At 70.2% G+C, this 25726-nt stretch carries 20 protein-coding genes; 11 read left to right on the top strand and 9 right to left on the bottom strand.

The window, feature by feature from the left end; genetic code table 11:
* Positions 1-669 (top strand): response regulator transcription factor, encoded by a 669-nt coding sequence (locus ACFXI3_RS13335; RefSeq protein ID WP_344270453.1) that lies wholly within the window; start codon positions 1-3, stop codon positions 667-669.
* Here ACFXI3_RS13335 and ACFXI3_RS13330 read toward each other — a convergent pair.
* Positions 666-1574 carry a DMT family transporter gene (locus tag ACFXI3_RS13330; protein ID WP_378399693.1) on the bottom strand — a complete coding sequence of 303 codons (909 nt, stop codon included), beginning with the start codon at positions 1572-1574 and terminating at the stop codon, positions 666-668. The two genes, ACFXI3_RS13335 and ACFXI3_RS13330, sit on opposite strands and share 4 nt — an antisense overlap.
* A 106-nt stretch (positions 1575-1680) precedes the next feature.
* Between ACFXI3_RS13330 and ACFXI3_RS13325 the strand changes: the two genes are divergently transcribed.
* Complete coding sequence (locus ACFXI3_RS13325; protein ID WP_116206532.1) at positions 1681-2583, top strand: LysR family transcriptional regulator; 903 nt, start codon at positions 1681-1683, stop codon at positions 2581-2583.
* 7 nt (positions 2584-2590) lie between these two features.
* Here the strand turns inward: ACFXI3_RS13325 and ACFXI3_RS13320 are convergent, their stop codons facing one another.
* From ACFXI3_RS13320 to ACFXI3_RS13290, 7 genes are all read right to left on the bottom strand, one after another.
* Complete coding sequence (locus ACFXI3_RS13320; protein ID WP_344270463.1) at positions 2591-3757, bottom strand: serine/threonine-protein kinase; 1167 nt, start codon at positions 3755-3757, stop codon at positions 2591-2593.
* Positions 3758-3773: 16 nt separating this feature from the next.
* Positions 3774-5411: a protein kinase gene (locus ACFXI3_RS13315; protein ID WP_378399692.1), complete on the bottom strand. Its 1638-nt coding sequence runs from the start codon at positions 5409-5411 to the stop codon at positions 3774-3776.
* Between the two features lie 212 nt (positions 5412-5623).
* A complete protein-coding gene (locus ACFXI3_RS13310; RefSeq protein WP_378399691.1) occupies positions 5624-6523 on the bottom strand; it encodes a hypothetical protein in 900 nt (299 codons plus the stop codon).
* A 256-nt stretch (positions 6524-6779) separates the two neighbouring features.
* Entirely contained in the window at positions 6780-8513 is a 1734-nt protein-coding gene (locus tag ACFXI3_RS13305; RefSeq protein WP_378399690.1) for a hypothetical protein, read from the bottom strand.
* 347 nt (positions 8514-8860) lie between these two features.
* On the bottom strand, positions 8861-9166 hold the full coding sequence (locus tag ACFXI3_RS13300; protein ID WP_344270474.1) for a hypothetical protein: 306 nt from the start codon (positions 9164-9166) through the stop codon (positions 8861-8863).
* Between the two features lie 57 nt (positions 9167-9223).
* A complete protein-coding gene (locus tag ACFXI3_RS13295; RefSeq protein ID WP_378399689.1) occupies positions 9224-9520 on the bottom strand; it encodes a chorismate mutase in 297 nt (98 codons plus the stop codon).
* Between the two features lie 164 nt (positions 9521-9684).
* Positions 9685-10119, bottom strand: coding sequence for a DUF1707 domain-containing protein (locus ACFXI3_RS13290; RefSeq protein ID WP_344270480.1), 435 nt, complete (start codon positions 10117-10119; stop codon positions 9685-9687).
* A gap of 134 nt (positions 10120-10253) precedes the next feature.
* Between ACFXI3_RS13290 and pcrA the strand changes: the two genes are divergently transcribed.
* The gene (gene pcrA / locus ACFXI3_RS13285; protein ID WP_378399688.1) at positions 10254-12665 is read left to right on the top strand and encodes a DNA helicase PcrA; all 2412 of its coding nucleotides are present in this window, start codon (positions 10254-10256) and stop codon (positions 12663-12665) included.
* Between the two features lie 1501 nt (positions 12666-14166).
* Here the strand turns inward: pcrA and ACFXI3_RS13280 are convergent.
* Positions 14167-14856, bottom strand: coding sequence for a M23 family metallopeptidase (locus tag ACFXI3_RS13280; protein ID WP_378399687.1), 690 nt, complete (start codon positions 14854-14856; stop codon positions 14167-14169).
* Positions 14857-16751: 1895 nt separating this feature from the next.
* On the opposite strand from ACFXI3_RS13280, the gene ACFXI3_RS13275 reads away from it, so the two are divergent.
* The 8 genes from ACFXI3_RS13275 to purH all read left to right on the top strand — a co-directional run bounded on the left by ACFXI3_RS13275 (position 16752) and on the right by purH (position 25707).
* Positions 16752-18287, top strand: a complete 1536-nt coding sequence (locus ACFXI3_RS13275) for a hypothetical protein (RefSeq protein WP_378399686.1) — start codon at positions 16752-16754, stop codon at positions 18285-18287.
* A gap of 62 nt (positions 18288-18349) precedes the next feature.
* Complete coding sequence (locus ACFXI3_RS13270; protein ID WP_378399685.1) at positions 18350-18604, top strand: hypothetical protein; 255 nt, start codon at positions 18350-18352, stop codon at positions 18602-18604.
* 118 nt (positions 18605-18722) lie between these two features.
* Positions 18723-19892 carry an ADP-forming succinate--CoA ligase subunit beta gene (gene sucC / locus ACFXI3_RS13265; RefSeq protein WP_182894576.1) on the top strand — a complete coding sequence of 390 codons (1170 nt, stop codon included), beginning with the start codon at positions 18723-18725 and terminating at the stop codon, positions 19890-19892.
* A gap of 1 nt (position 19893) precedes the next feature.
* A complete protein-coding gene (gene sucD / locus ACFXI3_RS13260) occupies positions 19894-20784 on the top strand; it encodes a succinate--CoA ligase subunit alpha (protein ID WP_344270499.1) in 891 nt (296 codons plus the stop codon).
* Positions 20785-21000: 216 nt separating this feature from the next.
* A complete protein-coding gene (locus ACFXI3_RS13255) occupies positions 21001-21732 on the top strand; it encodes a DUF5336 domain-containing protein (RefSeq protein WP_344270502.1) in 732 nt (243 codons plus the stop codon).
* A gap of 155 nt (positions 21733-21887) precedes the next feature.
* Positions 21888-23456 carry a DUF6350 family protein gene (locus ACFXI3_RS13250; RefSeq protein WP_378399684.1) on the top strand — a complete coding sequence of 523 codons (1569 nt, stop codon included), beginning with the start codon at positions 21888-21890 and terminating at the stop codon, positions 23454-23456.
* Between the two features lie 74 nt (positions 23457-23530).
* Positions 23531-24148: a phosphoribosylglycinamide formyltransferase gene (gene purN, locus ACFXI3_RS13245; protein ID WP_344270508.1), complete on the top strand. Its 618-nt coding sequence runs from the start codon at positions 23531-23533 to the stop codon at positions 24146-24148.
* The gene (purH, locus tag ACFXI3_RS13240) at positions 24145-25707 is read left to right on the top strand and encodes a bifunctional phosphoribosylaminoimidazolecarboxamide formyltransferase/IMP cyclohydrolase (RefSeq protein ID WP_378399683.1); all 1563 of its coding nucleotides are present in this window, start codon (positions 24145-24147) and stop codon (positions 25705-25707) included. The genes purN and purH overlap by 4 nt, the downstream gene beginning before the upstream one ends.
* Positions 25708-25726: the final 19 nt, after the last annotated feature.

The following is a 25726-nucleotide window of genomic DNA, read 5'->3' as shown; positions in this document are numbered from 1 at the left end:
GTGACGGAGAGCCAGCGGGAACCGGTCAAGGTCTTCCTCGTGGACGACCACGCGTTGTTCCGCGCGGGAGTGCGCACGGAGCTGGATTCGATCACCGACGAGGTGCAGGTCGTCGGCGAGGCCGGATCGGTCGCCGAGGCGGTCGCCGGCATCGCGCGCACCCGTCCGCAGGTCGTGCTGCTCGACGTCCACATGCCCGACGGCGGGGGAGCCGAGGTGCTCCGCCGCGTGCGCCCGGAGCTGCCGGACGTCGTGTTCCTCGCCCTCTCGGTGTCCGACGCCGCCGAGGACGTCATCGCGGTCATCCGCGCCGGCGCGCGCGGGTACGTCACCAAGACGATCTCGTCGAAGGAACTCGTCCGCGCGGTGGTCCGGGTGTCCGACGGCGACGCGGTGTTTTCCCCGCGCCTTGCCGGGTTCGTCCTCGACGCCTTCGCCGACCGTCCCGGCTCCGCGCCGATCAACGACCCCGAGCTGGACCTGCTCACCCCGCGCGAGCGCGACGTCCTGCGCCTGCTCGCCCGCGGTTACGCGTACAAGGAAATCGCGTCCGAGCTGTTCATCTCGGTGAAGACGGTCGAGACGCACGTGTCGAGCGTCCTGCGCAAGACCCAGCTGTCCAACCGCTACGAGCTGTCCCGCTGGGCCTCGGATCGCCGCCTCGTCTAAGCCGGAGTCAGTTCTTCTTCCGGAGCCACCGCCGGCTTGCGCTGCAACCTGGTCAGCGCGACGCCGACCAGCACCACGAGCATGCCCGCGATCACGCGCAGGTTCAGCTGTTCGTGCAAGAACACCGCGCCCAGCAGCACCGAAACCACCGGCAGCAGATAGCCGACCACCGACGCGGCCACCGCGCCTTCGCTCGCCAGCAGCTGGTAGTTGAGGGCGAACGCGATCCCGGTCGAACCGAGGCCGAGGATCACCACCGCGATCACCGCGACCGGGCTCAGGTGCACCGGCGTGAACCCGCCGAACGGCATGGCCAGCACCAGAAACCCAGTGGCCAGCAGCATCTGCCCGGCCGCGATCGCGTACGGCGAGGAGCCGGTGTTCGACAGGTACCGTCCTTCGTAGACGAACGCGAACCCGTAGCTCGCCGCGGCGGCGAGGCAGGCCAGCGCGCCCCAGCTGAGCAATCCGGACGCCTGCCACGGCGCGAAAATCAGCAGGATCCCGCCGAGCCCGATCACCAGGCCGGCGATCCGCGTGGCGTTCATCCGGTTCGACACCCCGAGGAACGGGGCCACCACGAGCACCCAGAGCGGCGTGGTGGAGTTCAGCACCCCGGTGATGCCGGAGTCCACAGTGGTCTCGCCGACCGCGAAAAGCAGGAATGGCAAGGCATTGTGGAAGAACGCCGCGACCAGCAGATGTCCCCAGGTGCGTCGCTCCGCGGGCAGGCTCCGGCGGCCGATCAGGCACAGCGCCAGCAGCACCGCCGCGCCGAGCACGAGCCGCGCGAGCACCAGCTGTACTGGCGAAAACGCCGCGAGCCCGAGCTTGATCCAGAAAAAACTCGAACCCCACATCAACGCGAGCGCCGCGATCCTCAGCAGCGTCTTCGTCTCGCCCACCCCAGATTCCTTCCTTCGCCTCTGCCGCCAGCTTCGCCGCGACGAGGTGTAAGGACAAGCGAAAATAACTGCAGGGACGATTAAGCAAAGCTGTAGGATCGAGGCCATGCTCGATGTACGGCGCATGCAGGTGCTGCGCGCGGTGATCACGAGCGGTTCGATCACTGCTGCGGCAAGGAATCTTGGGTACACGCCGTCGGCGATCAGTCAGCAGCTGGCGGTTCTCGAACGCGAAGCGGGCACGCCGTTGCTCGAACGCGTCGGCCGCGGCGTCCAGCCGACTCCGGCGGGGACGCTACTGTCCGAACACGCCGAGACGCTCAGCGCGGAGCTGGCCCGAGCCGAGGCCGCGCTCACCGAGCTGAAGGAAGGCCGCACCGGCAAGCTCGCCATCCGCTACTTCGCCACGGCTGGCGCGACAATGGTGCCGTACGCGGTGGCCGCGCTGCGCCGCGAACACCCCGGCGTGTGGCTCGATCTCAAGCTCATCGACCCGGGCGACCCGCTCACCGAGGTCGAAGAAGGCCGCGCTGACCTGGCGATCATCGTGTACCCGCGGCCGTCGGAGCCGGGCCGGGGCATCGAGCTGGTCCCGCTGCTGGACGATCCGTACCGCGCGGTGCTGCCGCGTGCGCACCGGCTGGCCCGCAAGCGGGTTCTCGACCTGACCGACCTCGCCGACGAACCGTGGGTCGGCGTCGACCCGATCCCCGGCGCGTGCCGGGCGATCCTCGAAGGCGCCTGCGCGTCGGCCGGGTTCCACCCGAACGTCGTCGTCGAGTCCGAGGACTATCCGTCGGCGCAAGGATTCATCGCCGCCGGGCTCGGCGTCGGGCTGGTTCCGGAGCTGGGTCTCGGCACACCGCATCCGGGCGTGGTGGTGCGCCGCGTCCGCAATCCGCAGCCGAGCAGGCACATTCACGCAGCGGTGGCCGCGCGGGTCGCGGGAAGCCCAGCAGTGCAGACCTTCCTCGAAGCCATGCAAGAGGCGACCGAGAACGTCGCCTGACGCCGGCTCAGACGAACAGCAGCTGCGAAACGCCGATCCCGATCAGGATCGCGCACAGGATCGCCGCGACGGTGAGGATGATCCGCCGACGCGCGGCCGCCTTCTCGCGAACAGCTTGTGCGGACGCGGCCTGCTGTGCCGGGGTGGGCGTGTAGCGGGCGGTCGGCTGCTGCATCGCTTGCTGTTGCATCGGCTGCGCCGGAGCCGGGGCCTGCGGCACCTGCTGGACCGGAAGCTGCATGAGCGGAGCCGGTTGCTGCGCGGGCATCGGCTGCTGCGGCGGCATGATGTGCTGGGTGGCGTCCGGCTGGATCTGCTGAGTGGCCTCGGCCAGGTTTGGCTGCTGCGTCGGCACCGGCCGCGACGCCGGGACAGTCGGCAGCGCGGGTGCGGTTGGCGGAATGAACGCGGTCTGCTCGCGTCCGACGGTGATCGCCTTCAGCGCGTGCACGGTGTCGTCCATGGTCGGCCGAGCTGACGGCTCGGCGCGCAGCATCTTCTGCAGCGCCCCGGCGAGCGGACCCGCGTTCTCGGGCGGCCGTTCCGGGGACTGGCCGTCGTCGCCGAACGGCGGCACGCCCTCGACCGCCGTGTACAGCGTCGCGCCCAGCGAGAACACGTCTGCAGCTGCCGACGGAGGAGCGCCCCGGGTGACCTCAGGCGCCCGGTAAGCGGCGTGCGGACCTCCACCGGTGATGCCGATGTCGGTCAGCTTGACGCTGCCGTCGTCGGCAAGCAGCACAGTGTTGGGTTCGAGCGTGCGGTGGACGATGCCCGCCGAGTGGATCGACGCCATCGCGTCGCCCAGCTGAATGCCCAGGAACGCGGCCTGCTCCGGGGTGAGGCGGCCGTGCTCGGCGAGGAACACCGACATCCCGCGCGACGGGATGTACTCCATCACCAGCCACACGTCCTGGCCGTCGGGCAGCACGTCGTACACCGTGATCGCGCACGGATGGTCGATCCGCGCCGCGGCCTTGCCCTCTTCCATCGCCATCGCGCGGGCCTGTTCGGCACGGTCGGTCGGCAGGCCGACGGGCAGGTACATGCGTTTGACGGCGACGGTCCGGAACAGCCGCGTGTCGAACGCGAGCCACACGATGCCCGCGCGGCCGCGCCCGATCGGCTGGTCGAGCCGGTACCGCTCGCCGACGATGCTGCCTTCTGAACTCAATGCTGTCCCTGGATCGCTAGCTGGTCGCAGTCGGCGGCGCGGTCGCCGAGGTCTCCGACGCCGGCGGCTTGGTCGGCGACTGCTTAGTCTGAGACACCCGCGTCTGCGACGGCTGCTCCTGCGTCGGAGTGTCCTCCGCCGTGGTGGACTTCCGCGAGTGCCGCGTCGACTGCGTCTCTCGTGTTGAGCTTTCCCGGAAAGACGTAGGCGGGGACGTAGTGGTTGCTTCCGAAGGCGGCTGTGTGACGGACGTCGGCGCGACCGCCGACGACGAAGCGGGCGGCGCCGGCTGCGAGGCGTCCGGCGGATTGCCCGGGGTCAGCAGCCACACGCCGAGCGCGACCAGGCCGACCACTACGACGCCGCCGATCAGCGCGGGCTTCTTCCAAGCGCCGGGCTTCTCGTCCTCGTCGTCCTCGGGCGCGGTCTGCACCCGGGTGCGAGGCGCGGGGTCCTCGTCGTACGGGTCGTCCTCGTAGTGGTCCGGCACCGGGACCGCGCGCGTGGCGGCGAGGCCGTTGCGGCTGGGGTCGCCGTACAGCGGCGGTTCCTGGTAGCCGTCCTGGTGGTAGCCGTGGTCGTCGTAGTCGTCCTCCGGGTAGCCGGAGCCCGGCGGGTACGGGTCCTCGCCGTAGTACTGCTGCGCGCTCGGGTCGTATTGCTGCGTGGCGCCCGGGTCGTCGAGCAGCGTGCCGGAGTGGCCCTGCTCGTCGTCGTGGTGCAGCAGACCGGCCGCGGCCGCGCCGCCCGCCGCGCCCAGTGCGGCAGCGCCGAGGGTGCCCGAGGACGAGGCCATCATCGTCTCGCCGTCCGGGCCGCCGAGCGGGGTCTCGCCGCGCGCGACGGCGGACAGCAACTCCTCGCATTCCTCGGCGGTGGGCCGGTGCTGGGTCTCCGGGTGCAGCAGCACCGCGAGCACGCTCGCCAGCGGACCGGACTGCCGAGGCGGGTTGATCTGCCCGGCGGCGACCGCGTGCAGCAAGCTCAGCGTGTTCTCGGACAGGCCGAACGGCGGCTGGCCCTCGCAGGCGGCGTACAGCGTGGAGCCGAGCGAGAAGACGTCCGACTCGGGGCCAGGGTCGCCGCCGATCGCGACCTCGGGGGCCAGGTAAGCGGGGGTGCCCGCGATCATCCCGGTCTTGGTGACCGTGACGTCGTCCTTGGCCCGCGAGATGCCGAAGTCGGTGATCTTCACGGTGCCGTTGCCGGCGAGCAGGATGTTGCCCGGCTTGATGTCGCGGTGCACGATGCCGACCGCGTGCGCCTCGCGCAGTGCGGCGGCGATCTGCGCGCCGATCCGCGCGACCTCCAGCGGCGGCAGCGTGCCCTTTTCCTGCAGCACCTGCGCCAGGCTGGTGGAAGCCAGGTATTCCATGATCAGGCAGGGCTGGCCGTTGTCGTCGGTGACGACGTCGAACACGGTGATCGCGTTCGGGTGGTGCAGCCGGGCGGCGATCCGGCCCTCGCGCATGGTGCGCTGCCGGGCGTCCTCCGCCTCGTGGTTCTCCAGCCCGGGCTGGAGCAGAAGCTGTTTGATGGCGACCGTACGGCCCAGCACCTCGTCGTGGGCGCGCCAGACGGCCCCCATCGCGCCGGAACCGATCTTTCCGACGATCCGGTACCGGTCGGCGACCAGACGACCCTCGTCGCTCACGCGACCTCCCTTTGGGGCTCCGACTTGCCGGGGCGGGACTTGTCTACCCCAAAGGGGTGAGTTCGAACCCGCCGCAGCACCGGAGCGTAGGCACCTGCTGTGGACCGTGCGCCGGTTTTGCCGAGACCGACCCGTGACAAGGCTAGGCGCTCACTCTGCGCACACGCACGCGGCACACTTCCGACGACCCGGCACAACCACGTTCGCGCAGGTCAGGAGTAGACCGCGGACAGGACGCGGGCCTGGGAGATCACATCCTGCTCGACGACGTCGAACAATTGGGTCACGCGCACCAGGGTGCCGTCGGCCTGGTGGACCAGCGCCACGGCGAAGACCGAGCCGTCGTCCTGGACGTGCAGTTCCTGGACGTCGATCGAATCGGCCCCGCTCCACGCGCGGACCAGATCGCCCGTTTCGCCGCGCGCGACGTTCGGGGCGAGCAGCGAAAGCGCGTTCTCGGGCTGGTGGTCGATCGAGGCGTAGAACTTGCGCACCGCTTCGAGCTTCACCGGATCCGGCGCGGCCGCCGACGAGGTGGCGGACTTCTTGTGCGACTCCGCCGACGACGGAGCGCTCGGCGCCGAAGACGACGAGGTGCCGGAGGTGGTCTGCGGAGTCGTGGCACCCGAACTCGACGGCGTCGTGGCCGCGGAGTCGGTGTGCTTGGACTGCGTCGTGCTTTCGCTCTGCCCCGACGTCGTGCCGCCGGACGAGTGGCTCTTGCGCTGCTGCGGGACGGCCTGGCCGCCGAGCGCTGCCGCGCCGCTGAACCCGGCCGGCATCGCGGTTTCCTCGGCGACCGGGACGGTGGGCCGCGGTCCGCCGCTGAGCAGCGAGGCGGTGACGACGGCGCCGGCGACGAGCGCGCCCGCCCCGACGAGCCCGGCCAGCTTCGCGCGGCGGGCGAGCTTGCTCTCAGGCTCTTCCACGGGTTCCGCGGCCCGGACGACCGGACGGCGGCTGCGCGGCGGCAGGTACTTCTGCGGTTCGCGGAACACCTGCTCGAGATACTCGCGGTCGGCTTCGGCCACGTCCTCGAGCAGCTCCGGCGGGATCACGTCCTCGACGCGCACGGCGTCGGGTTCTCGCCGGGTTCGCTGCCGTTCAAGCACGAAAGTCCTCGCTCTGGGGGTTCGGGGCAGGACACGACACGGTGGCGGTGTCCCCGGGGCGGTCCGGACAGCCGATTCGTGGTCGGCGCCGGGCCTTGTAGTCGCCAGGTAACCCTGTGCCGACCGGCTGCCGCCAGACTCCGTCGCCGGAATGCCGCCGTCGTACGACGAACGGCAGCTTATGTCACCCAACCGGACGAGGGAACAACCGCTCACCGCTCCGCACGTGCATCGGCATTTGCAGACAGTGCGCTGGTCAGCGCCCGTCGTCGGTGATCTTGCCGTTGTCGTCGAAAGTGAGCGTGCGCTGCTCGGTGCTCTTGCTGCCGTCCTCGTGCGTGACCTCGACGGTGTTCACCGTGGTGCCGTGCTGCGGGTCGATGGTGACCTTCTTGACCTCGAAGTACGCGACGCCGGCGTAGCGCTTGCGCAGGCCCTGCGGACCCTGCTGCTTGAGGTCGCCGGACGTGACCGACGAGGCCTCCGACGGGTCGGTGGTGACGTTGTTGAAGAACTTCTCCGAGTTGTTGCCCATGGTGTTCGGGTCGGCGGCGGTGAAGTAGGGGTCCTTCGTTTCCCGCTGAGCGGGAGTGACCGGCGGCTTCTCCGGCGGCTCGCTGGACGAGGGCGTGTCCGTGGTGGTCGGCGCGGACGTCTTGCTGCCGGTGCCAGGGCCCGCGGACGTGGTCACGCCGGCGGAGCTGCTGCTCGCGGAACTGCTCGGACCGGGGCCCTGCTGCGGGTGCGTGCCGTTGTCCGAGGTGACGCCGTCCGGGCTGGTGCTGGCGCCGCTGCGCGGGACGTTGCCGCCGACCCCGCCGTGCTGCCCGTTCGGGATGAGCGCGCTGAGGTTCGGGTTGCCGCCGTTCTGCCTGCCGGGCCAGCCTCCGCCGCCGACCGCGTCGGTCGTCGTGGTGGTAGGCCCGCCGACCAGGAACGTCCCGGCGAACAGCAGCCCGACGACCACCGCACCGGACGCGCCGGTGGCGAACCACGCGGCCTTGCGCCAGGTCTTCGGCGGGGTGACCGAAGCGGGCACGGAGCCGAGGTCGAAGGTGCCGAGGCCGTCCAGCAGCGGCGCGGCGTACACGCGCACCTCGTCGTCCTGCTGTTCTTGCGTCTCCTGCTTCGAGACGGCCGGTTCGCCGAGGGTGACGCGCTGGCGCCGGGGCGGCTCTTCGGAGACCGGGTTCAGCTCGACGCGCTCGCGGGGGCTTTCCGGCCGGCTGGCCAGCGCGGCGGAGGTGGTCGCGACGCGTTCCTGCCGGGTGCGCCGGGTCGGCTGGGGGAGCGCGCTCTCCGGCGGGGCGAAGGCGCGGTGCTCCTCAGGAATCCGGTCCTGCGGGGGCGCGAAGGCGGCGCGCGATTCGGCGCGGCGGCTCTGGGCTTCCGGCTGCCGGCCAAGCGGGGCGGCCTGGCGGCTCTGCGGCTCGGCGGTGCGGCTCTGCGATTCGGCCGGTCGGCTCGGTGGTGCGGCCGGGCGGCTCGGTGGTGCGACGGTGCGGCTCTGCGATTCGGCGGTGCGGCTCGGCTGGCCAGGGGAAACGACGGTCTGGCGGGGTTCGGCCAGCCGATCCGGGACGGCGGCCTGGCGGCGTGAAGGTTCGCTCGGGGCCCGGCGGCCCTGCGGCTCGACCGGAGCCCGGCGGCGCTGCGGCTGCGGCAGCGGGGGCTCGCCGATCGGCAATGTGCCGCTCGAGGTGGGGAAGACGGGCTGGTTCGGGGCCGGGCGGTTGCCGTCGTCGGGCGCCCGGTTCGCGCGCGGGGCCGGTGCGCCGCGCTGCTGCGGGTTCTCGCTGCCCCGCTGCGCCGGAGCGGCCGGGCCGCCGCCGGTGCGGTGCCGGTGATGTCCGGCGGCGCGGGCGGGCACCACGGGAGTCCAGGTGCCGTCGGCGCGGACGCGGTGCCGCCCGGGGACGGTGACCTCGGCGTCCGACACCGCGCCGGGACGGTCAGCGTGCCGCGAACCGCCCATCGTGTTTCCCGTCATGCCGGTCCGACCCCTCCGCGAGAGGGGCGTGACGGCGCCGGGGCGGTCGTCAACCCGAACGGAGCAGGGAGGAAGAGAACGACGCTTGCGTCCACACTTGCGAACTCCCGAGCAAATGCACGCGCACGCGGAGAACGGCGCGCGGAGCCGCAGCTCCCGCGCGTCCTCCGGGCATAGCCCGGCGCAGACGCCAGGGTCCTCACGGACTTCACAGTAGGAAACCGGCAGGCGAATGTCTTCACCCATCCTGCAACTTGCACCGGTTTCACTCGACCGGGCGCGCCCGAACGGGCGGCACGTCACGCAGCGCAGCATGCCGTCCGGTATTTCCCCAGTTCGGGGGCTAATCAGCCGCCGCTGCGGTACTTCGCCTGCGTCGACTGGAGGGCCTTCACCGACGTCGCGCCGCTACCGACCGCGATGACGATGGCGAGGATGTCCAGCACGACGTTGCCGGAAGTGAGCAGCCAGGCGAACAGCGAGGCCGCGGTCGCACCGCCGGCCAGCGCCCAGCGGCTGCGCACGTACTGCGCCACCGGAGCCCCGCCCGCCCGCTTGCCCGCCGCGTTGTTCAGCATTGCCAGGTAGCCGACGTGGCCGAGGGACGCCAGCACGCTCGCGATAGCGATGATGACGGCGATGATGTTAATCATGTGTCCAGTCTGCCCGGTTTCCGTGCGGCGCGAATCGGGGATGCCCCGGATACCGCGTCAGCGGCCCAGCCTGCCGCGGCCGAGGTTCAGCAGAAGCATCGCGAGCTGACGGCCCTCCGGACCCAGTTCGCGGTAGCGCGCCAGCACGTCCATCTCGCGGTTGTAGACGATTTTCGTGCCGCCCGCGGCCATCCGGGCCGCGCCGATGGTCTTCGACACCTCTACCCGGCGCTTCACGAGCCGGAGGATTTCGGAGTCGAGGAAGTCGATCTCCTCGCGAAGCGACGAGATGTCCTCGCCCGCCGGCGTGTGCTCGGAAGGCTGGTCGTCGGCGTTCTGCGTCTGCGCGTTCATCGGGACCTCTCTGAAGTCCGGACTCCCTGTGGCCCAGGGACGGCGAAAGCCCCGGGTCCAGTGGACTCCGGGGCTGCGGGTGATGGCGGGTGGGGCACTACGCGATCACGGGAGCCGGAGTCCGGGTCCCGTAAAAAAATCGCTCGCTGCTGTGCCGCACGGGTTCAGTATGGCACAGGCGCGCCCGGTCGCCGCCGGAACGCCCGCACCCGCGCGTGCAGCACAAGGCTGATGAACAGCCAGAACAACGGCATCGCCGGCCAGAAGAACAGCGCGCCGCCGATCGCCCAGCGGACGATCAGCAAGGTCGCGAGCACCGCGACGATCCCGAGATGAACGCGCAACGCCGGATGTTCGCGCAAGGCCGCCCGGGTGAGCGGCCAACCGCCGCCGCGCGGCCGGGCGGGCGTCGGGCGGGGGAGATCGGAGGTGAGTTCGCCGAGTTCGTCGGTGTAGCGGACGGCGTAGACCGCGCGCAGCCGCTCTTCCACCTCTTCGAGTGTGAGCCGTCCTTCGGAACCGGCGGCCTGGATGGTCTCGGCGACGCGCTCGCGGTCGCCGTCGGAAGCCCTCAGCCGGGCGGGAATCTTGTCGTCCATACCGTTCGATGCTCCGCGCCGCGGCGGCCTCGCGCGTCGGACGCGAGGCGACACTGAGGCGTACGTCGACAAGCGCAGGCCGACCCCGTGGCTGTTCCGGGACTGTCGTACCCCCGGGGTAGCGTTGACAGACGATGGACACCCTCTTCGATCTCCCCGCAGACCCGCCCGCCCGCGCTGCCCGGCCGGGAACCGCAGACCTGCTCGAGGACCTCAACCCCGCCCAGCGCGAGGCGGTGACGCACGCCGGAGGTCCGCTGCTGGTCGTCGCGGGAGCCGGATCGGGCAAGACGCGCGTGCTCACGCGCCGGATCGCCTACCTGCTCGGGCAGCGCGGCGTGCATCCGGGCGAGATCATGGCGATCACGTTCACCAACAAGGCCGCCGCCGAGATGCGCGAACGCGTCGCGGCGCTCGTCGGCAAACGCGCGAACGCGATGTGGGTGTCCACGTTCCACTCGATGTGCGTGCGAATCCTGCGCCGCGAGGCGAAAACCCTCGACATGTCGTCGAGTTTCTCGATCTACGACTCGGACGACACGAAGCGGCTCATCACGCTCGTGGCGCGCGATCTCGACATCGACCCGAAGAAGTACGCCGCGCGCACGCTCGCGGTGCACATCTCGAACCTCAAGAACGAGCTGGTCGATCCGGACGAGGCGGCCTCGAAGGCGGCCAACGACCTGGAACGCCGGGTCGCCGAGGTCTACGTCGAGTACCAGCGCAGGCTGGCGAGCGCGAACGCGTTCGACTTCGACGACCTGATCATGCGGACAGTGTCGTTGCTGCAAGCGTTCCCGGACGTCGCGGAGTACTACCGGCGGCGTTTCCGGCACGTCCTGGTCGACGAGTACCAGGACACGAACCACGCGCAGTACACCTTGGTGCGCGTGCTCGCCGGCACCGAGGCCACGGATACCGGGATCGAGCCCGCCGAACTGTGCGTGGTCGGCGACGCGGACCAGTCCATCTACGCCTTCCGCGGCGCGACCATCCGCAACATCGAGGAATTCGAACGCGACTTCCCGAACGCGCACACGATTCTGCTGGAGCAGAACTACCGCTCCACGCAAACGATCCTGTCCGCGGCCAACGCGGTGATCGCGCGCAACCCCAACCGGCGGGCCAAGCGGCTGTGGACCGATTCGGGCGACGGCGAGAAGATCGTCGGCTACGTGTCGGACAACGACCACGACGAGGCCGCGTTCGTCGCGGGGGAGATCGACTCGCTGGCGGAGAAGGGCGAGGCGGACTACTCGGACGTCGCGGTGTTCTACCGCACCAACAACCAGTCGCGAGTGTTCGAGGAAATCTTCATCCGGCTGGGCCTGCCGTACAAGGTCGTCGGCGGCGTGCGGTTCTACGAGCGGCGCGAAGTGCGGGACATGATCGCGTACCTGCGCGTCCTCGCGAACCCCGACGACACGGTCAGCCTGCGGCGGATTCTCAACGTCCCCAAGCGCGGCATCGGCGACCGTGCCGAAGCCGTCGTGGCCACACACGCGGAGCGGGAACGGATCTCGTTCTGGGCCGCGCTGCGCGACGCGGTCGAGGACAAGGTGGCGCTGCTGAACCCGCGCTCGGCCAAGGCGATCACCGGGTTCGTGACGCTGCTGGACGAGTTGCAGGAGATGGCGTCGTCCGGCACCGAGGTGCACGACCTGCTCGAAGCGGTCCTGGAACGCACCGGCTACCGCGCGGAACTCGAGGAGTCGGACGACCCGCAGGACGCGTCGCGCGTCGAAAACCTCACTGAGTTGGTGACGGTGGCACGTGAATTCGCGGAGTTCACCGCCGAGGTCACCAACGACGAAAACGCGGAACTGGTCCTGGACGACGGCGTCCCCGCCCCTGGTTCGCTGCCCGCTTTCCTGGAACGGGTTTCATTGGTCGCGGACGCCGACTCGATCCCCGCGGCAGACGGTGGCGAGGAAGGCGACGGCGGCGCGGGCGTGGTCACGCTGATGACCGTGCACACCGCGAAGGGCCTGGAGTACCCGGTCGTCTTCTGCACCGGCTGGGAAGACGGCGTGTTCCCGCACATGCGCGCCCTGGGCGATCCCGCGGAGCTGGCCGAGGAACGCCGCCTGGCCTACGTGGCGATTACCCGTGCGCGGCAACGACTTTACGTGTCACGAGCCCTGACTCGGTCGGCATGGGGACAGCCGCAGATGAACCCGGCCTCCCGCTTCCTGGACGAACTGCCGCCCGATCTCGTCGACTGGCGGCGCCTCGAACCGTCCTCGCCGGGCTTCGGCAACTTCGGCTCGTCTTCCGGTTCCTCCTCCGGCCCGCGTGCCGCGACGACGTGGGGCCGCCGGTCCTCGACGTCGACGTCTTCGAGCTCGCCGTTTGGAAAGGGCTGGAAGGAGACAGTGGCCCTGAAGCTGGACGTCGGAGACCGGGTGAGCCACGACAAGTACGGCCTGGGCACAGTCATTTCGTGCGACGGCATCGGCCCGCGCGCGACGGCGACGATCGACTTCGGAGCGTCCGGCAAGGTCCGGCTGATGCTGATCGGCAGCGTGCCGATGGTGAAACTCTGAGAACTGCTGGGATTTCGGCGGTTTCGGTGGGTTGATCTCTCCGTGCCGTGCCGTGCCGTGCCGTGCCGTGCCGTGCCGTGCCGTGCCGTGCCGTGCCGTGCCGTGCCGTGCCGTGCCCTGCCCTGCCCTGCTGTGCTGTGCCGTGGTGCGTTCACCCCAGCGGGAGTCATAGCGGTCAGCCCAACCCACGCTCCAGCCCAACCCGTCAAACCGGCCGGCGCACCTTCTCCCCGCCCTTCGCCGCCCATCGTCCTCCCGGATTTCTCCGTCCCACCCAAGGCGTCAGTCAGCTTGCCTAGGCAGAGACTGGCCTGCGCAGATCCCCGACACGGCACAGGTCTCCCCTCCGCGCAGTGCCGTCCCGCCGCCACCGGACGCCTCTCGGGGCTAGCCCTTGAACCTCCGGCTCCTGACGCTGCTCTGCTCCCAAGGCACAGCGAGCCGCTCATGCCCGACGCCCTCTCCCGCCCCGTTCTGGACAACTTTCGCCGGACCGAGTGAACCCTCCAGCGATCAGCCGATCTTGTCGGTCCCCTCCGGCATACTGAGCTATATCGAACACAAGTTCGATGAAATGCGGTATGCTGTGGAAGGGACGCAGGGGGATGGACGCGGTGCTGTTTGGGGTATTTGCCGCTGGGGTACAGGAGTACCTGAGGAGAGTTGCGGGGACGGTTGCTGTGGGGACGGCAATCCGGCCAGCTCGGGACGTGCCAGGGGATGTGGCACGGCTGACCGCGGCGTGGCGCGCGTTGCTGAGGCAACACGCATTGGGGCCAGACGGCAGATGCGTCGTCTGCGGAGGATCGTCGCGCGCCGACGAGGGGATCGCGCGCTGGATGCCGTGGCGAAGACGCGCGGACCTCTGCACCGTGTGGCAGGTGGCAGTCGCCTACTTCGTCCGTCGCCTTCCGGGCAACGATCCGTGATGCCCGCTGACGGCCTAGGCCTATCCCAGACGCTCACGCGTGGCCTGGCGGAGATCGCCGCAGATTCCCTGCGGCACCAGATTGTTCGGAGCGACTTCCACACGATGCACTACGACGAAAGCAGGGCCGATTGACCGATATTCTGCTGCGGCATGCGGACTGTGCACCCGCGGCGCGGTTCAGCGCTACCAGCTGCGTGCGAAGCAGATTCCACTGCTAGCCGCAGGGATCGTTCCGCGCGGTTCAGGCACAGATGGCGACCATCGAGGCGGCAGCAGTTGCCCCTCTGCACTGGTTACCTGGCAGGCGCTCCGTCCGGCTCAATCTCAGGCGATGATCGCGGTGGGGCAGTAGATGCCCAATGCGCCAGCTGTCCGACAGGCAAGACGTGCTGCCACGCTCAGATGGCGTGCGTCGCGCGGCGGCAGAGAGAGCCAATGCGCCGGGTTGCACAGCGTGCGAGACGTGCGTTCACGCTCAGAGGGCACCCGTCGCGCGACAGCGGATGTCGCTGCACCGGTTGCCCGGCGGGCGGACGAGCAGGTCGGCTGACGGCGGACGAGACGAGCAGGTCAGTTGACGTTCACGCCGCGGGCAGCAAGCCACGGGCGCGGGTCGATCTTCTTGCTGCCGTCCTGCCACACCTCGAAGTGCAGGTGCGGGCCGGTGCTCTCGCCGCGGTTGCCGATCTCGGCGATCTGCTCACCGCACTTGACCTTCTGGCCCTCGCGGACGGAGAAGCTGTTCATGTGGCCGTAGACCTGGATGGTGCCGTCGTCGAGCTGGACGCGGACCCAGAGGCCGAAACCGCTGGCGGGGCCTGCCTGGATGACAGTGCCGTCGGAGGCGGCGTAGATCGGGGTGCCGATCGAGTTGGCGATGTCGATGCCGAGGTGGCTCGTGCCCCAGCGGGCGCCGAAGCCGGAGGTGAACGTGCCGTGAGCGGGCATGCAGGTCTTCGGGCGGGCGGCCTCTTCGGCGGCCTGGCGCGCGGCTTCGGTTTCCGCCTGCACGCGGGCCTTGGTGACCTTGGCGCTGTCGGCCATCTTCGCGGCTTCGGCGGAGGCGTCGACGGCGTGGCCGGTCGGCAGCAGTTCGGGAGCTCCCCCGGAGCCCGCGCTGCCGAGGGTGAACGAGGCGCTCGCGTTCTGTGCGTTGGCGAGCGGGGTGACCCCGGCGTCGGAGTCCCCGCCGCTGGTCGACTTGAGGGTCTGCCCGGCGGCGGCTGCGGCGAACGCGCCGGCCGCGACGGCGGCGACCACGACCCGTCCGCGAAGGGCGGAGGAGGGCGGGGAGATGCGGTGCTGTCCCCGGACGCGGATGACTGCACCGTCCAGTGCGTCTTTCAGCGCCGGGGAAGGGGCTTGGCCGCCGGGGGAGCGGTGTGAAGCCAAGACAGGGCCTTCCATCGTCGGGGAGCCGGGCGGAAGCGAACTCGGGCGGGGGATCCCGTGAACGAACCTCGGGGGTGATTCGCTCAGCGTTCTGCTTCGTGACCTGACTGTAATGGGGACCGGAGGACAGTAACGAAGCGGCGCCTCAATGAGCAAGGCGCGACCGGGCTTTCGGCCGAACGAGTGGCACGCATCGAGCTTCTAGCTGTGGAAACTACCCAAAGTTAACCGGGAACTACTTCACTGGATGTGGCTTGAGTCACATACCTTCGGATGGCCCAACGCCCTGAGGGCACTCCTGACGGCTTAGCGGACGAAATAACCGGCCGCCCAGGTGCGTTGAAGGAGTTTCACGCCGAGTTTTGTGATGGCGCTCACTCGCGCCAGGCCCGCCGGACCCTCATGGACGGCTTCGCTTCGCGACACCGCCAGGCTCGCCGGACCCTCTTGGACGGCTTCGCTTCGCGACACTTCGCGCCCACTCTCCGGCGACGGATCTCTCCCCGGAACCACGTGAACCAGGCCCGAGACCCGGTCCGTGCTGCCCCCGGCAGGTCCTGGCCATCCCGTCTCTGGCGGATCGTCCCCACGATCCGCCAGTTCTTGTCGCAACTCCGCGACCCGGCCCGGTCGCCTGTCCTCTCCGGCAGGCGACCGGACCGTCTCCGTCCTGGTCAGGCCCTCCCCGGCCTGACCGGGACGGAGATCGCGGCTCCCCTCCGCGAGGTGGCCGTTCACCTGCCCTCCCCGGCAGGTCTCGGCCGTCTCCACCTCGGTCCCGGCACGTCGTCCCCACGACCTGCCGGCACCCGCCGCGGCTCCCCTCCGCGGCCTGGTCGGGCGCCTGCCACGAACAGGCATCCGACCTCGTCCATCGCCCCCGCGATGTGTCCCCGTGCTTCGTCCCGCGCCGGAGTGACGCCCCGAACGCCACTCCCTTACGCGACTTCCCCGAAGTTTTTCCTCGACGCTCCCTCCGGCCTCCGGTCCCTCTGCCGTCGAGACCTCCGGCCCGCGTCCCTCTTACGCGGATCGGAGGATTTTTTCTTCGCACCTGTCAGACGCACGGGGACGGCCCGAGGTTCATCCGGCGCGGAATTCACCCGCAAGTGCGTTCCGGCCTGGTCGAGGCGGCCCTGCCGTCCGCCTGCCGGGACCGGTCCTTGCTAGCGTCGCGAGCGATGACTCCGCCGACCCCAGAGCCTCCCGACGGCGACTCCGCCCCGGACACCCCGGGCCGTCCCGCCGGATCCCGGCGTCCCAGCCTCGCCGAGCGCAAGGCCGCCGCCCGCGCCCGAGCCCGCCGTGACGCCGGTCGCGCGAAATCGGACCCGGCCGACAGTCCTGCCGACTCATCCCGCCGTGCCGGGACGACCGCGGAAAGTTCAGCCCCCGCCAGCAGCAGCGAGTCCTCAGCGAAAGACCCGGCTACTCAGTCCGGCGGAGGAGGCGCGTCACCCGAGACCTCCGACGCGCCCCCTGCCAAGGACCCGCGCGACAAGGCCGCACCGGCAGGCCTGACCAGCCGCCAAAAACCCGACGCTGACCCGATCGCGCGGAAGCCAGCGCCTCGCACCATCCCCAGCAAAGCCTCGAGCCAAGGCGAAAACCCGCCCCTCCTAGACCTCGCCGACCAAACCCCCTCCCCAAGGCTCCGGGCCGCCACTGCCCTCCTTGCACTCGGTGCCCTGGCCCTCGCCGCTGGGGCCATCGCCCCCGTCTCGCCCGACGCCGGGCCGGGCTACCTCTCCTGGCCGCTCCTCGTGATCCTCGCCGTAGTCCCGGCCGGAATCGCGTTCGCGGCGGCTCGCAGCGGGCGGCACGGCCTGGCCGCCGGTCTCGTCACCGGTCTCGCCGCTCTCGCGCCGGGACGGCTGATCCTCGATCTCCAATTCCTCGTCAACGGCTCCAAAACCATCCGCCCCGAGCTGTATCTCCCGGACCGGCTGCTCGACCGCAGCGGCGTAGGCATCGGGTTCTGGCTGCTGATCGCCGGGCACCTGCTCACGCTCGTCGCCGGAATCGTGGCCGCGCAAGTCGTGCGCGAGCGCAACGAGATCGCCGGAGGGGACGACAAACGCCGCTGGCGGTTGATCATTCCGCTGCTCGCCGTAGTCGCCGCGGTCGGATTGCTGATGACTCCGGTCCTCTCCGACGATCCGTTTCTCCTTGCGCGGTCAGCGTTTGAGGGTCCTGGGCTGGCGCTCGCCGGTTACCTTCTCCTCGCCGGCGCGCTGCCGGTCGCCGCCGTGCTCGGGGTTTCCGCCGGGTCCGACGGGGTCGCTCGGGGGACGCTCGGCGGGATCGTCGCGGCGGTGCTCGCCGTCGCGGTGCCGACGTTCGTCGCTGGGCTGGCCGTGTCGGGGCTGGGGGTGTCGACCGGCGCGTATCTCGCCGTCGTGCCGATGGTGCTGGTCCTCGTCCTCACTCCACTTGCGACACCGCAGCAGACCCAAACCGAACGCACCGACCTGGCTGGCGAGGCCCGCGTCCCTGGGCTCACCATGTGGCGCGCGCTCACCGCGTTGCTGGCATTGCTGACCGGAATCGCCGCGGCGATCGGCGCGTACGCTCCGCAACTCGGCAACAGCACGGACAGCCCGGCCCGCTTGCAACTGCTGATCGCGGCAGTTCTTGTCGTGCTGCCAACACCTTTCCTCCTCGCAAGCCGCATCGCGTCGTTCGCGCGCGGGGTGCTCGCGGTGTTGTGGGCCGGTGTCGTTCTCGCGGGAACGGCCGTGCTCAGTACCGCCATCACCGCTTCCGAGGCGACGGGACTCGGCGGGCTCGGCGGCGCGATCAGTTACCACCTCGGCGCGGGAGCCGTTTTCACCGCGATCGCGCTGGGGCTCGCCGGGCTTACCGGATTGGCCGCGGTGGTGACCGGCGTCGTGGAACGCGACGACACCGGTACCGAAGGGCCGCGGTCCCGAGTTCTGCTTCCGGCCGGAATCACCGCTGTGCTGGCGATCGCGACGTTCGGCACGCCGGTGTTCACCGCGCAGGATTACGCGCCGCCCGGTCTCTGGTCCGATTTCGACACTCCGTCGTGGGGATTGCTCGCCGCGGTGCTCGTCGTTCTCGGGACGCTCGGGCTGAGCGTGCGTTCGCGGCCCGGCGCCGCGGCGGCGGGGCTGACCGGAGCGGCGGTGCTCCTCGCCTTGCACGTCGCCGAGATTCCACTGGTCAGTTCTCTGTTCTCCACAGCGAAGCCGGGCCTGGGTTTCTGGCTCGGGCTCGCCGCGACAGCGGCGGCAGTGGTTGCCGCCGTCACCGCGGCCGCCGGTGCGAAGAAGTGAGTCCGCGGCGCGTCGTCCTAGTGGAACTCGCTAAAGAAACCGCGGCAATTCCCTTGGCGAGAATGCTGCGCGACGCCGGTCTCGAAGTCGTCCACGTTGGACACCTGGACACCACGGAAAAGATCGTGCGGACAACCGAACAGGAGGATCCAGACATTCTGGGCCTCCTCGGCGGTCCGATGCCCGAGGGCCTCGCTGAAGCGCTTCACGGCACCGACGTGATCGAACTGGGCGCCGAAAGCCTCGAAAAGGCCGTCGAAATGCTTGTCGGTGGGCGGTCTCACACCCTCGGCACACCCTCTGACCGCGCACGGTGACCGACTTCACCAGGTGCGGCGTCCCCTGCGTCTGCGCTGGTCGCTAACCTCGACTGGTCCGACAGCGCGGTCCGGAAAACGGACCACCACAGTGGCGTGTCGTCAGGAGACTGGAGTAGTGGACCTCTACGAGTACCAGGCGAGGGATCTCTTCGCCGCCCACGGAGTACCGGTTCTGCCGGGCGCCGTGGCAAGCACCCCGGAAGAAGCCAAGGCCGCCGCGGAGCAGATCGGCACCCAGGTCGTCGTCAAGGCGCAGGTGAAGGTCGGCGGCCGGGGCAAGGCGGGCGGCGTCAAGCTGGCCCAGACGCCCGACGAGGCGAAGGAGAAGGCGGAAGCCATCCTCGGCCTCGACATCAAGGGCCACATCACGCACCGCGTGCTGGTGGCGGAAGCCTCGGACATCGCGTCCGAGTACTACTTCTCCTTCCTGCTCGACCGCGCCAACCGCACTTTCCTCGCGATGGCGTCGTCCGAGGGCGGCATGGAGATCGAGCAGCTCGCGGTCGAGCGCCCGGACGCGCTCGCCAAGATCCCGGTCGACGCGATCAAGGGCGTCGACAAGGCGACGGCGCTCGAGATCCTGAAGGCCGGCAACTTCCCGGCCGAGATCATCGACGAGGCCGCCGACGTCGTGGTGAAGCTGTGGGAGACCTTCGTCTCCGAGGACGCCACCCTGGTCGAGGTCAACCCGCTGGTCCGCGACCCGCAGGACAAGATCATCGCCCTCGACGGCAAGGTCACCCTCGACGAGAACGCCTCCTTCCGCCACCCGGCGCACGAGGAGCTCGTCGACAAGCAGGCCGAGAACCCGCTCGAGGCGAAGGCCAAGGCCAAGAACCTCAACTACGTCAAGCTCGAGGGCGAAGTCGGGATCATCGGCAACGGCGCGGGCCTCGTGATGTCCACTTTGGACGTCGTGGCGTACGCGGGCGAGAAGCACGGCGGCGTGAAGCCCGCCAACTTCCTCGACATCGGCGGCGGCGCGTCGGCCGAGGTCATGGCGGCCGGGCTGGACGTCATCCTCAACGACACCGACGTCAAGAGCGTGTTCGTGAACGTCTTCGGCGGCATCACCGCGTGCGACGCGGTCGCGAACGGCATCGTCGAGGCGCTGAAGATCCTGGGCGACGAGGCCACCAAGCCGCTGGTCGTCCGCCTGGACGGCAACAACGTCGTCGAGGGTCGCCAGATCCTGGCCGACGCGAACCACCCGCTGGTCACCGTGGTGGACACAATGGACAACGCGGCCGACAAGGCTGCCGAGCTCGCCGCGGCAGGTGCGTGAGATGTCGATCCTGATCAACGAGAACAGCAAGGTCATCGTCCAGGGGCTCACCGGCTCCGAGGGCATGAAGCACGCGACCAAGATGCTGAAGTCCGGCACCAACATCGTGGGCGGCGTCAACGCCCGCAAGGCCGGCCAGACGGTCACCGTCGAGGGCAAGGACCTCACCGTGTTCGGCACGGTCGAGGAGGCCATCAAGGAGACCGGCGCCGACGTGTCGGTCATCTTCGTGCCGCCGAAGTTCGCCAAGGACGCGGTCATCGAGGCCATCGACGCCGAGATCCCGCTGGCCGTCGTCATCACCGAGGGCATCCCGGTGCACGACTCGGCCTACTTCTGGGCGCACGCGGTCGCGACCGGCAACAAGACCCGGATCATCGGGCCGAACTGCCCCGGCGTGATCAGCCCCGGCAAGTCGAACGCGGGCATCATCCCGGCCGACATCTCCCAGGGCGGCCCGATCGGCCTCGTGTCGAAGTCGGGCACGCTGACCTACCAGATGATGTACGAGCTGCGCGACATCGGTTTCTCGACCGCGGTCGGCATCGGCGGCGACCCGGTCATCGGCACCACCCACATCGACGCCCTCGAGGCGTTCGAGAAGGACGCCGATACCAAGGTCATCGTGATGATCGGCGAGATCGGCGGCGACGCCGAGGAGCGCGCCGCGGCCTACATCAAGGAGAACGTGACCAAGCCGGTCGTCGGCTACGTCGCGGGCTTCACCGCCCCTGAGGGCAAGACGATGGGCCACGCGGGCGCGATCGTCTCCGGTTCGTCCGGCACCGCCGCGGCGAAGAAGGAGGCCCTCGAGGCCGCCGGCGTCAAGGTCGGCAAGACCCCGAGCGAGACCGCGGTTCTCGCGCGCGAGCTGTACAACAGCCTCGGCTGACCAGCAGCGACTCCAACGGCGGAGGCCGGGCACCGACACGGTGCCCGGCCTTCGCCGTTTCCGCCCGCAACCGATCCGGCGCTCGGTGCGTCCAACCTCGCGGACGCCAAGGGCGGATGCGCTAGCGTGCAGTCACTCGTGAGCGGGGGACGCCGCCGGCGCGCCCGGGCACCGCAGGATCTCGAACCGCCGGTCGATGAGACAGGAGACCTTCCGATGACCTTCCCCAGTGGCGGGCCCGGCTACCCCCAGCAGGGCCAGCCGTCCCAGGGACCGCCCCCGTCGGGCGGGTTCCCGCAGCAGCCCCAGCCGCAGCAGGGCCCGCCTGCCGCGGGTGCCGGAACGCCGCCGAACCTTCCGCTGCTGCTGTCCCTCGGCGTCGCCGGACTCGGGCTGGTGCAGTACTTCCTCGGCTTCGCCGCCGAGGCGGGCACGGCCGGGCAGGCCATTCTGTTCCTGCTCGTCGGCGGTCTGCTGTCGGCGATGAACCTGCTGCCCAAGGGGCCGAAGACGCTGCCGTTCGCCGCGCTGTTCAGCGTGCTCGGCGGGCTGGGCGCGCTCGACAGCGTCATTTCCGGCCGCTCGTCCGCCATCGTGATCGTGGTGCTGATCCTCGGTCTCCTGCAGATGGCCGCGGCGGTCGCCGTGCTGCTGTTCGAGTACGGCGTGCTCAAGCCGCCGACAGCGCAGCCGGCTGCCCCGGCGTACCAGCAGCCCTACGGTCAGCCGGGCCAGTACCAGCCGACGCAGTACCAGCCTGCTCCCGGACAGCAGACGCCTCAGCAGGCTCCGGGGCAGCAGCCGCCGTCCCCGCAGCAGCCGCCCGCCACGCCGCCTCCGGGCGGACAGGCCACGACGTACGCGCCGCAACAGGGCCAGTTCTTCCAGCCGCCCGCCGACCAGAACAAACCGGGCACGCCGCCCGGAGGTTTCGGACAGCAAGGCTGATACCCCTGCGCATTACCCACCCGCTGTGACTCTCCGTGTCACAGCGGGTGTTTTTATTGCCCTCGTGCCACGACCGGGTGGGCGTTGGATTCGCCACGTCCGCCGGGCGGCGTGCCTCACCCGGACGGCCGAGCGCGGATGTCATGGTCGGGGACATGCAGGTGCTCACCAGTCCCGGACGCCCCGCGGGCGACGAGCCGGTGGGCGACTCCCTTGACCAGGATGTCCCGCAGGCACCCCGGTTGCGGGTGTTGCTCGTCGCGGCTCTCGGCCCGCTCGTCACCGGCTACGCGGCGGTCGCCACCCTGCTCGCGCTTGTCACGCTGACCGCCCAGCACGCGATCTTCTCCGCGGGCGGCGTGCTGCTGTCGGCGGGGCCCGGCTGGCTGGCCGCCTACCAGGTCGAACTCGGGATCGGCGGTCATCCGCTCGGGATGCTGCCGCTGCTGCCGACGGTCGGCGTGGTGCTGCTCGTCGCGCGGGCGGCGGCCAAGGCGGTGCGACAGCTGCGCTGCGCCCGGCTGCGACACGCGGTCCCGTTGATCGCCACGATTTCCGGTGCACACCTGGTGTTCGGCGTGCTGATTTCGCTGCTGTCGATCGGCGAACCGGTGCGGGCGAACTTCTGGCTCGCCGCGGTGGTGCCCGCTGTGATCTCCGGACTCGCGGCTACCGGCGGGGTGCTTCGCCGTTTCGGGATGCCGCAGGTGCTCGCCGATCGGCTCGATCCATTGGCTCTTCGCGGTTTGCGCGCAGGCCTGCTCGGGCTGTTCGCTCTGCTGGCGGCGGGCGCTCTGACACTGACCGCGGCCACGGCGCTGTCCGCGCGCACGGTGTCCAGCCTGTTCGAGCCGTCTTTCGGCAGCAGCTTCGGACTGTTCCTGCTTTCCGTGCTGTACCTGCCAAACGCCGTGGTCGCCGCGATGTCGTTCGTGAGCGGGCCCGGGTTCAGCATCGGGACCCTCGACGTGCACCTCATCGGCTACCGCGGCGGTTCCGTCCCAGGGGTTCCGTTGCTGGGCGGCATTCCCGAGCACGCCGCGTCGTGGTGGCCGGTGCTGCTGGTGCTGCCGCTGGCCGTCGGGGTGCTGGTCGGCTGGTCGGTCCGCGCGGTGGACGAGGACCCGGCGGCGCGGCTGCGGGTCGTGGTCGTGGCGGGAGCGGTCGTCGGGTTCGGCTGCGTGCTGCTGGGCACGCTCGCCGGCGGACGGCTCGGCGACGGTCCGTTCGACCCGGTCAGCGTGCCGGTCGGGGTGGCGTCGATCGTGGCGTTCTGCTGGATCGTGATTCCGGCCGGGTTCGTGGCGTTCTTCGCGGGGGCGCACTCTCCGATGCGGCCGGTCGGTTCGCTTGAGGTGGAGGACGAGGAGCCGGAAGCCGGAGCCGAGTCGGATGCGGCTGAGGATGGCGAGCCGGAGGAGTCCGAGTCCGATGAGGACGTTGCGGCCGAGGAATCCGAAGAAGACTCGGACCTGGCCGAAGACTCCGAAGAGACTGAAGACGCCGAAGACTCCCCGGACGACGAGGACTTCGACGCCGAGGCCGACGCCGAACTGGGCCTCGACCTGCCGGAGGACGAGCCGGAAACCGAGGCCGACGCGACCGAGGACAAGGCTGAAGACAAGTCCGAAGACAAGCCCGAAGCCCCTGCCGAAGAGCCGGACGCTGTGACCGAGTCCACCGAGGACTCCGGCGACGCGAAGCCCGCCGAGGACGACCGTTAGGGTTGGGGCGACCTGGTGAAGCGCCGTGCGCCCGAGGCGTACCGCCGTGCAAGGAGCCCGTTCTGGCCAGCCGCTTGGAACTGCCCACTCCGGTGAAGATCGTCGTGCTCGCGTCCGGGTCCGGCACGCTGCTGCAGGCAGTGCTCGACGCCGTCGGGCAGCCCGGGTTCCCGGCTTCCGTCGTCGCGGTCGGCGCGGACCGCACCGGCATCGAGGCGCTTGCGCGGGCGGAGCGGGCCGATGTGCCGTCGTTCACCGTGCGCGTCGCCGACCATCCGGACCGGGCCGCGTGGGACCGCGCGCTCGCCGAGGCCGTCGCGGCTTACCGGCCCGACCTCGTGGTGTCCGCGGGCTTCATGAAGATCCTCGGACCGGAGTTCCTGTCGCGGTTCGCGGGCCGCGTGATCAACACCCACCCCGCGCTGCTGCCGTCGTTCCCCGGGATGCACGCGGTCGCCGACGCGCTGGCCGCGGGCGTGCGCGTCACCGGATCGACGGTGCATTTCGTCGACGCCGGGGTGGACACTGGCCCGGTCATCGCCCAGGAGGCGGTGCCGGTGGAGACCGACGACACCGAAGACGTCCTGCACGAGCGGATCAAAGCCGTGGAACGCAGGCTGCTGGTTGAAACGATCGAGCGACTCGGCCGTGGTGGGTGCACCGTGGACGGACGAAAGGTGAGGTTTTCGTGAGCACAGCACAGGGACGGCGCCCGGTCCGGCGCGCGCTGATCGGCGTCTCGGACAAGGCCGGCCTGCTCGAGCTCGCGACCGGCCTGCACGCGGCCGGCGTGGAGATCGTGTCGACCGGCGGCACGGCGAAGGTCATCGCGAACGCCGGGGTCCCGGTCACGCCGGTCGAGCAGGTCACCGGGTTCCCGGAGTCCTTTGACGGCCGGGTCAAGACGCTGCACCCGCGCGTGCACGCCGGACTGCTCGCCGACCAGGGCAACGACGACCACGTCGCGCAGCTCAAGCAGCTCGACATCGCGGCGTTCGACCTGCTCGTGGTGAACCTGTACCCGTTCCAGGCGACTGTCGCGTCCGGCGCGAGCCCTGAGGACTGCGTCGAGAACATCGACATCGGCGGCCCCGCGATGGTGCGCGCGGCCGCGAAGAACCACGGCAGCGTCGCTGTCGTCGTGGACCCGGCGCGGTACGCGTGGGTGCTCGAGCAGGTCTCCGCGGGCGGCTTCGAACTCTCGGACCGTAAGCGGCTCGCTGCGCAGGCGTACGCGCACACGGCTGCGTACGACACGGCTGTCGCTTCGTGGTTCGCCAACGCGTACGCGCCTTCGGACGACAGCGGCTTCCCGGACTTCCTCGGCGCGACGTGGGACCGTGCGGACGTACTGCGCTACGGCGAGAACCCGCACCAGAAGGCGGCGCTGTACCGCAGCGCGCAGCCGGGCCTCGCGCACGCGGAGCAGCTTCACGGCAAGGCGATGTCGTACAACAACTATGTCGACACTGACGCCGCGCGCCGGGCCGCCTTCGACTTCTCCGAGCCAGCCGTCGCGATCATCAAGCACGCCAACCCGTGCGGGATCGCTGTCGGCGTGGACATCGCCGAAGCGCACCGCAAGGCGCACGCCTGCGACCCGGTGTCCGCGTACGGCGGCGTGATCGCCACGAACCGCCCGGTGAGCGTCGCGGCGGCGGAGCAGATCGCCGAGGTCTTCACCGAGGTCGTGCTCGCCCCCGACTTCGAGCCGGAAGCGCTGGAAATCTTGCAGCGCAAGAAGAACGTGCGGCTGCTGAAGCTGCCCGCGATCGAGAACGCGGCCCCGGTGGAGTTCCGGCCGATCTCCGGCGGCGTGCTCGTGCAGACCGCCGACGCGATCGACGCCCCCGGCGACAACCCGGCGAACTGGGAGCTGGCCACCGGCTCGCCCGCCGACGAGCAGACCCTGGCGGACCTGGAATTCGCGTGGCGGGCACTGCGCGCGGTGAAGTCCAACGCGATCCTGCTGGCGCACGAGCAGGCGACCGTCGGGGTCGGCATGGGCCAGGTCAACCGCGTCGACTCGTCGCGGCTGGCAGTCTCGCGGGCGGGCGACCGGGCGAAGGGCTCGGTCGGCGCGTCGGACGCGTTCTTCCCGTTCCCGGACGGGCTCGAGGTGCTGATCGAGGCAGGCGTGCGCGCCGTCGTGCAGCCCGGCGGGTCCATCCGCGACGCCGAGGTGATCGCCGCCGCCGAGGCCGCCGGGATCACGCTGTACCTGACCGGAACGCGCCACTTCGCGCACTGATTTTGTGCTGGCCGGCCGG

Origin of the sequence: Amycolatopsis sp. NPDC059235 (genome assembly GCF_042754125.1) — a bacterium.
Taxonomy (GTDB): Bacteria; Actinomycetota; Actinomycetes; order Mycobacteriales; family Pseudonocardiaceae; genus Amycolatopsis; species Amycolatopsis albidoflava.
This window is presented reverse-complemented; position numbering and strand designations above follow the sequence as displayed.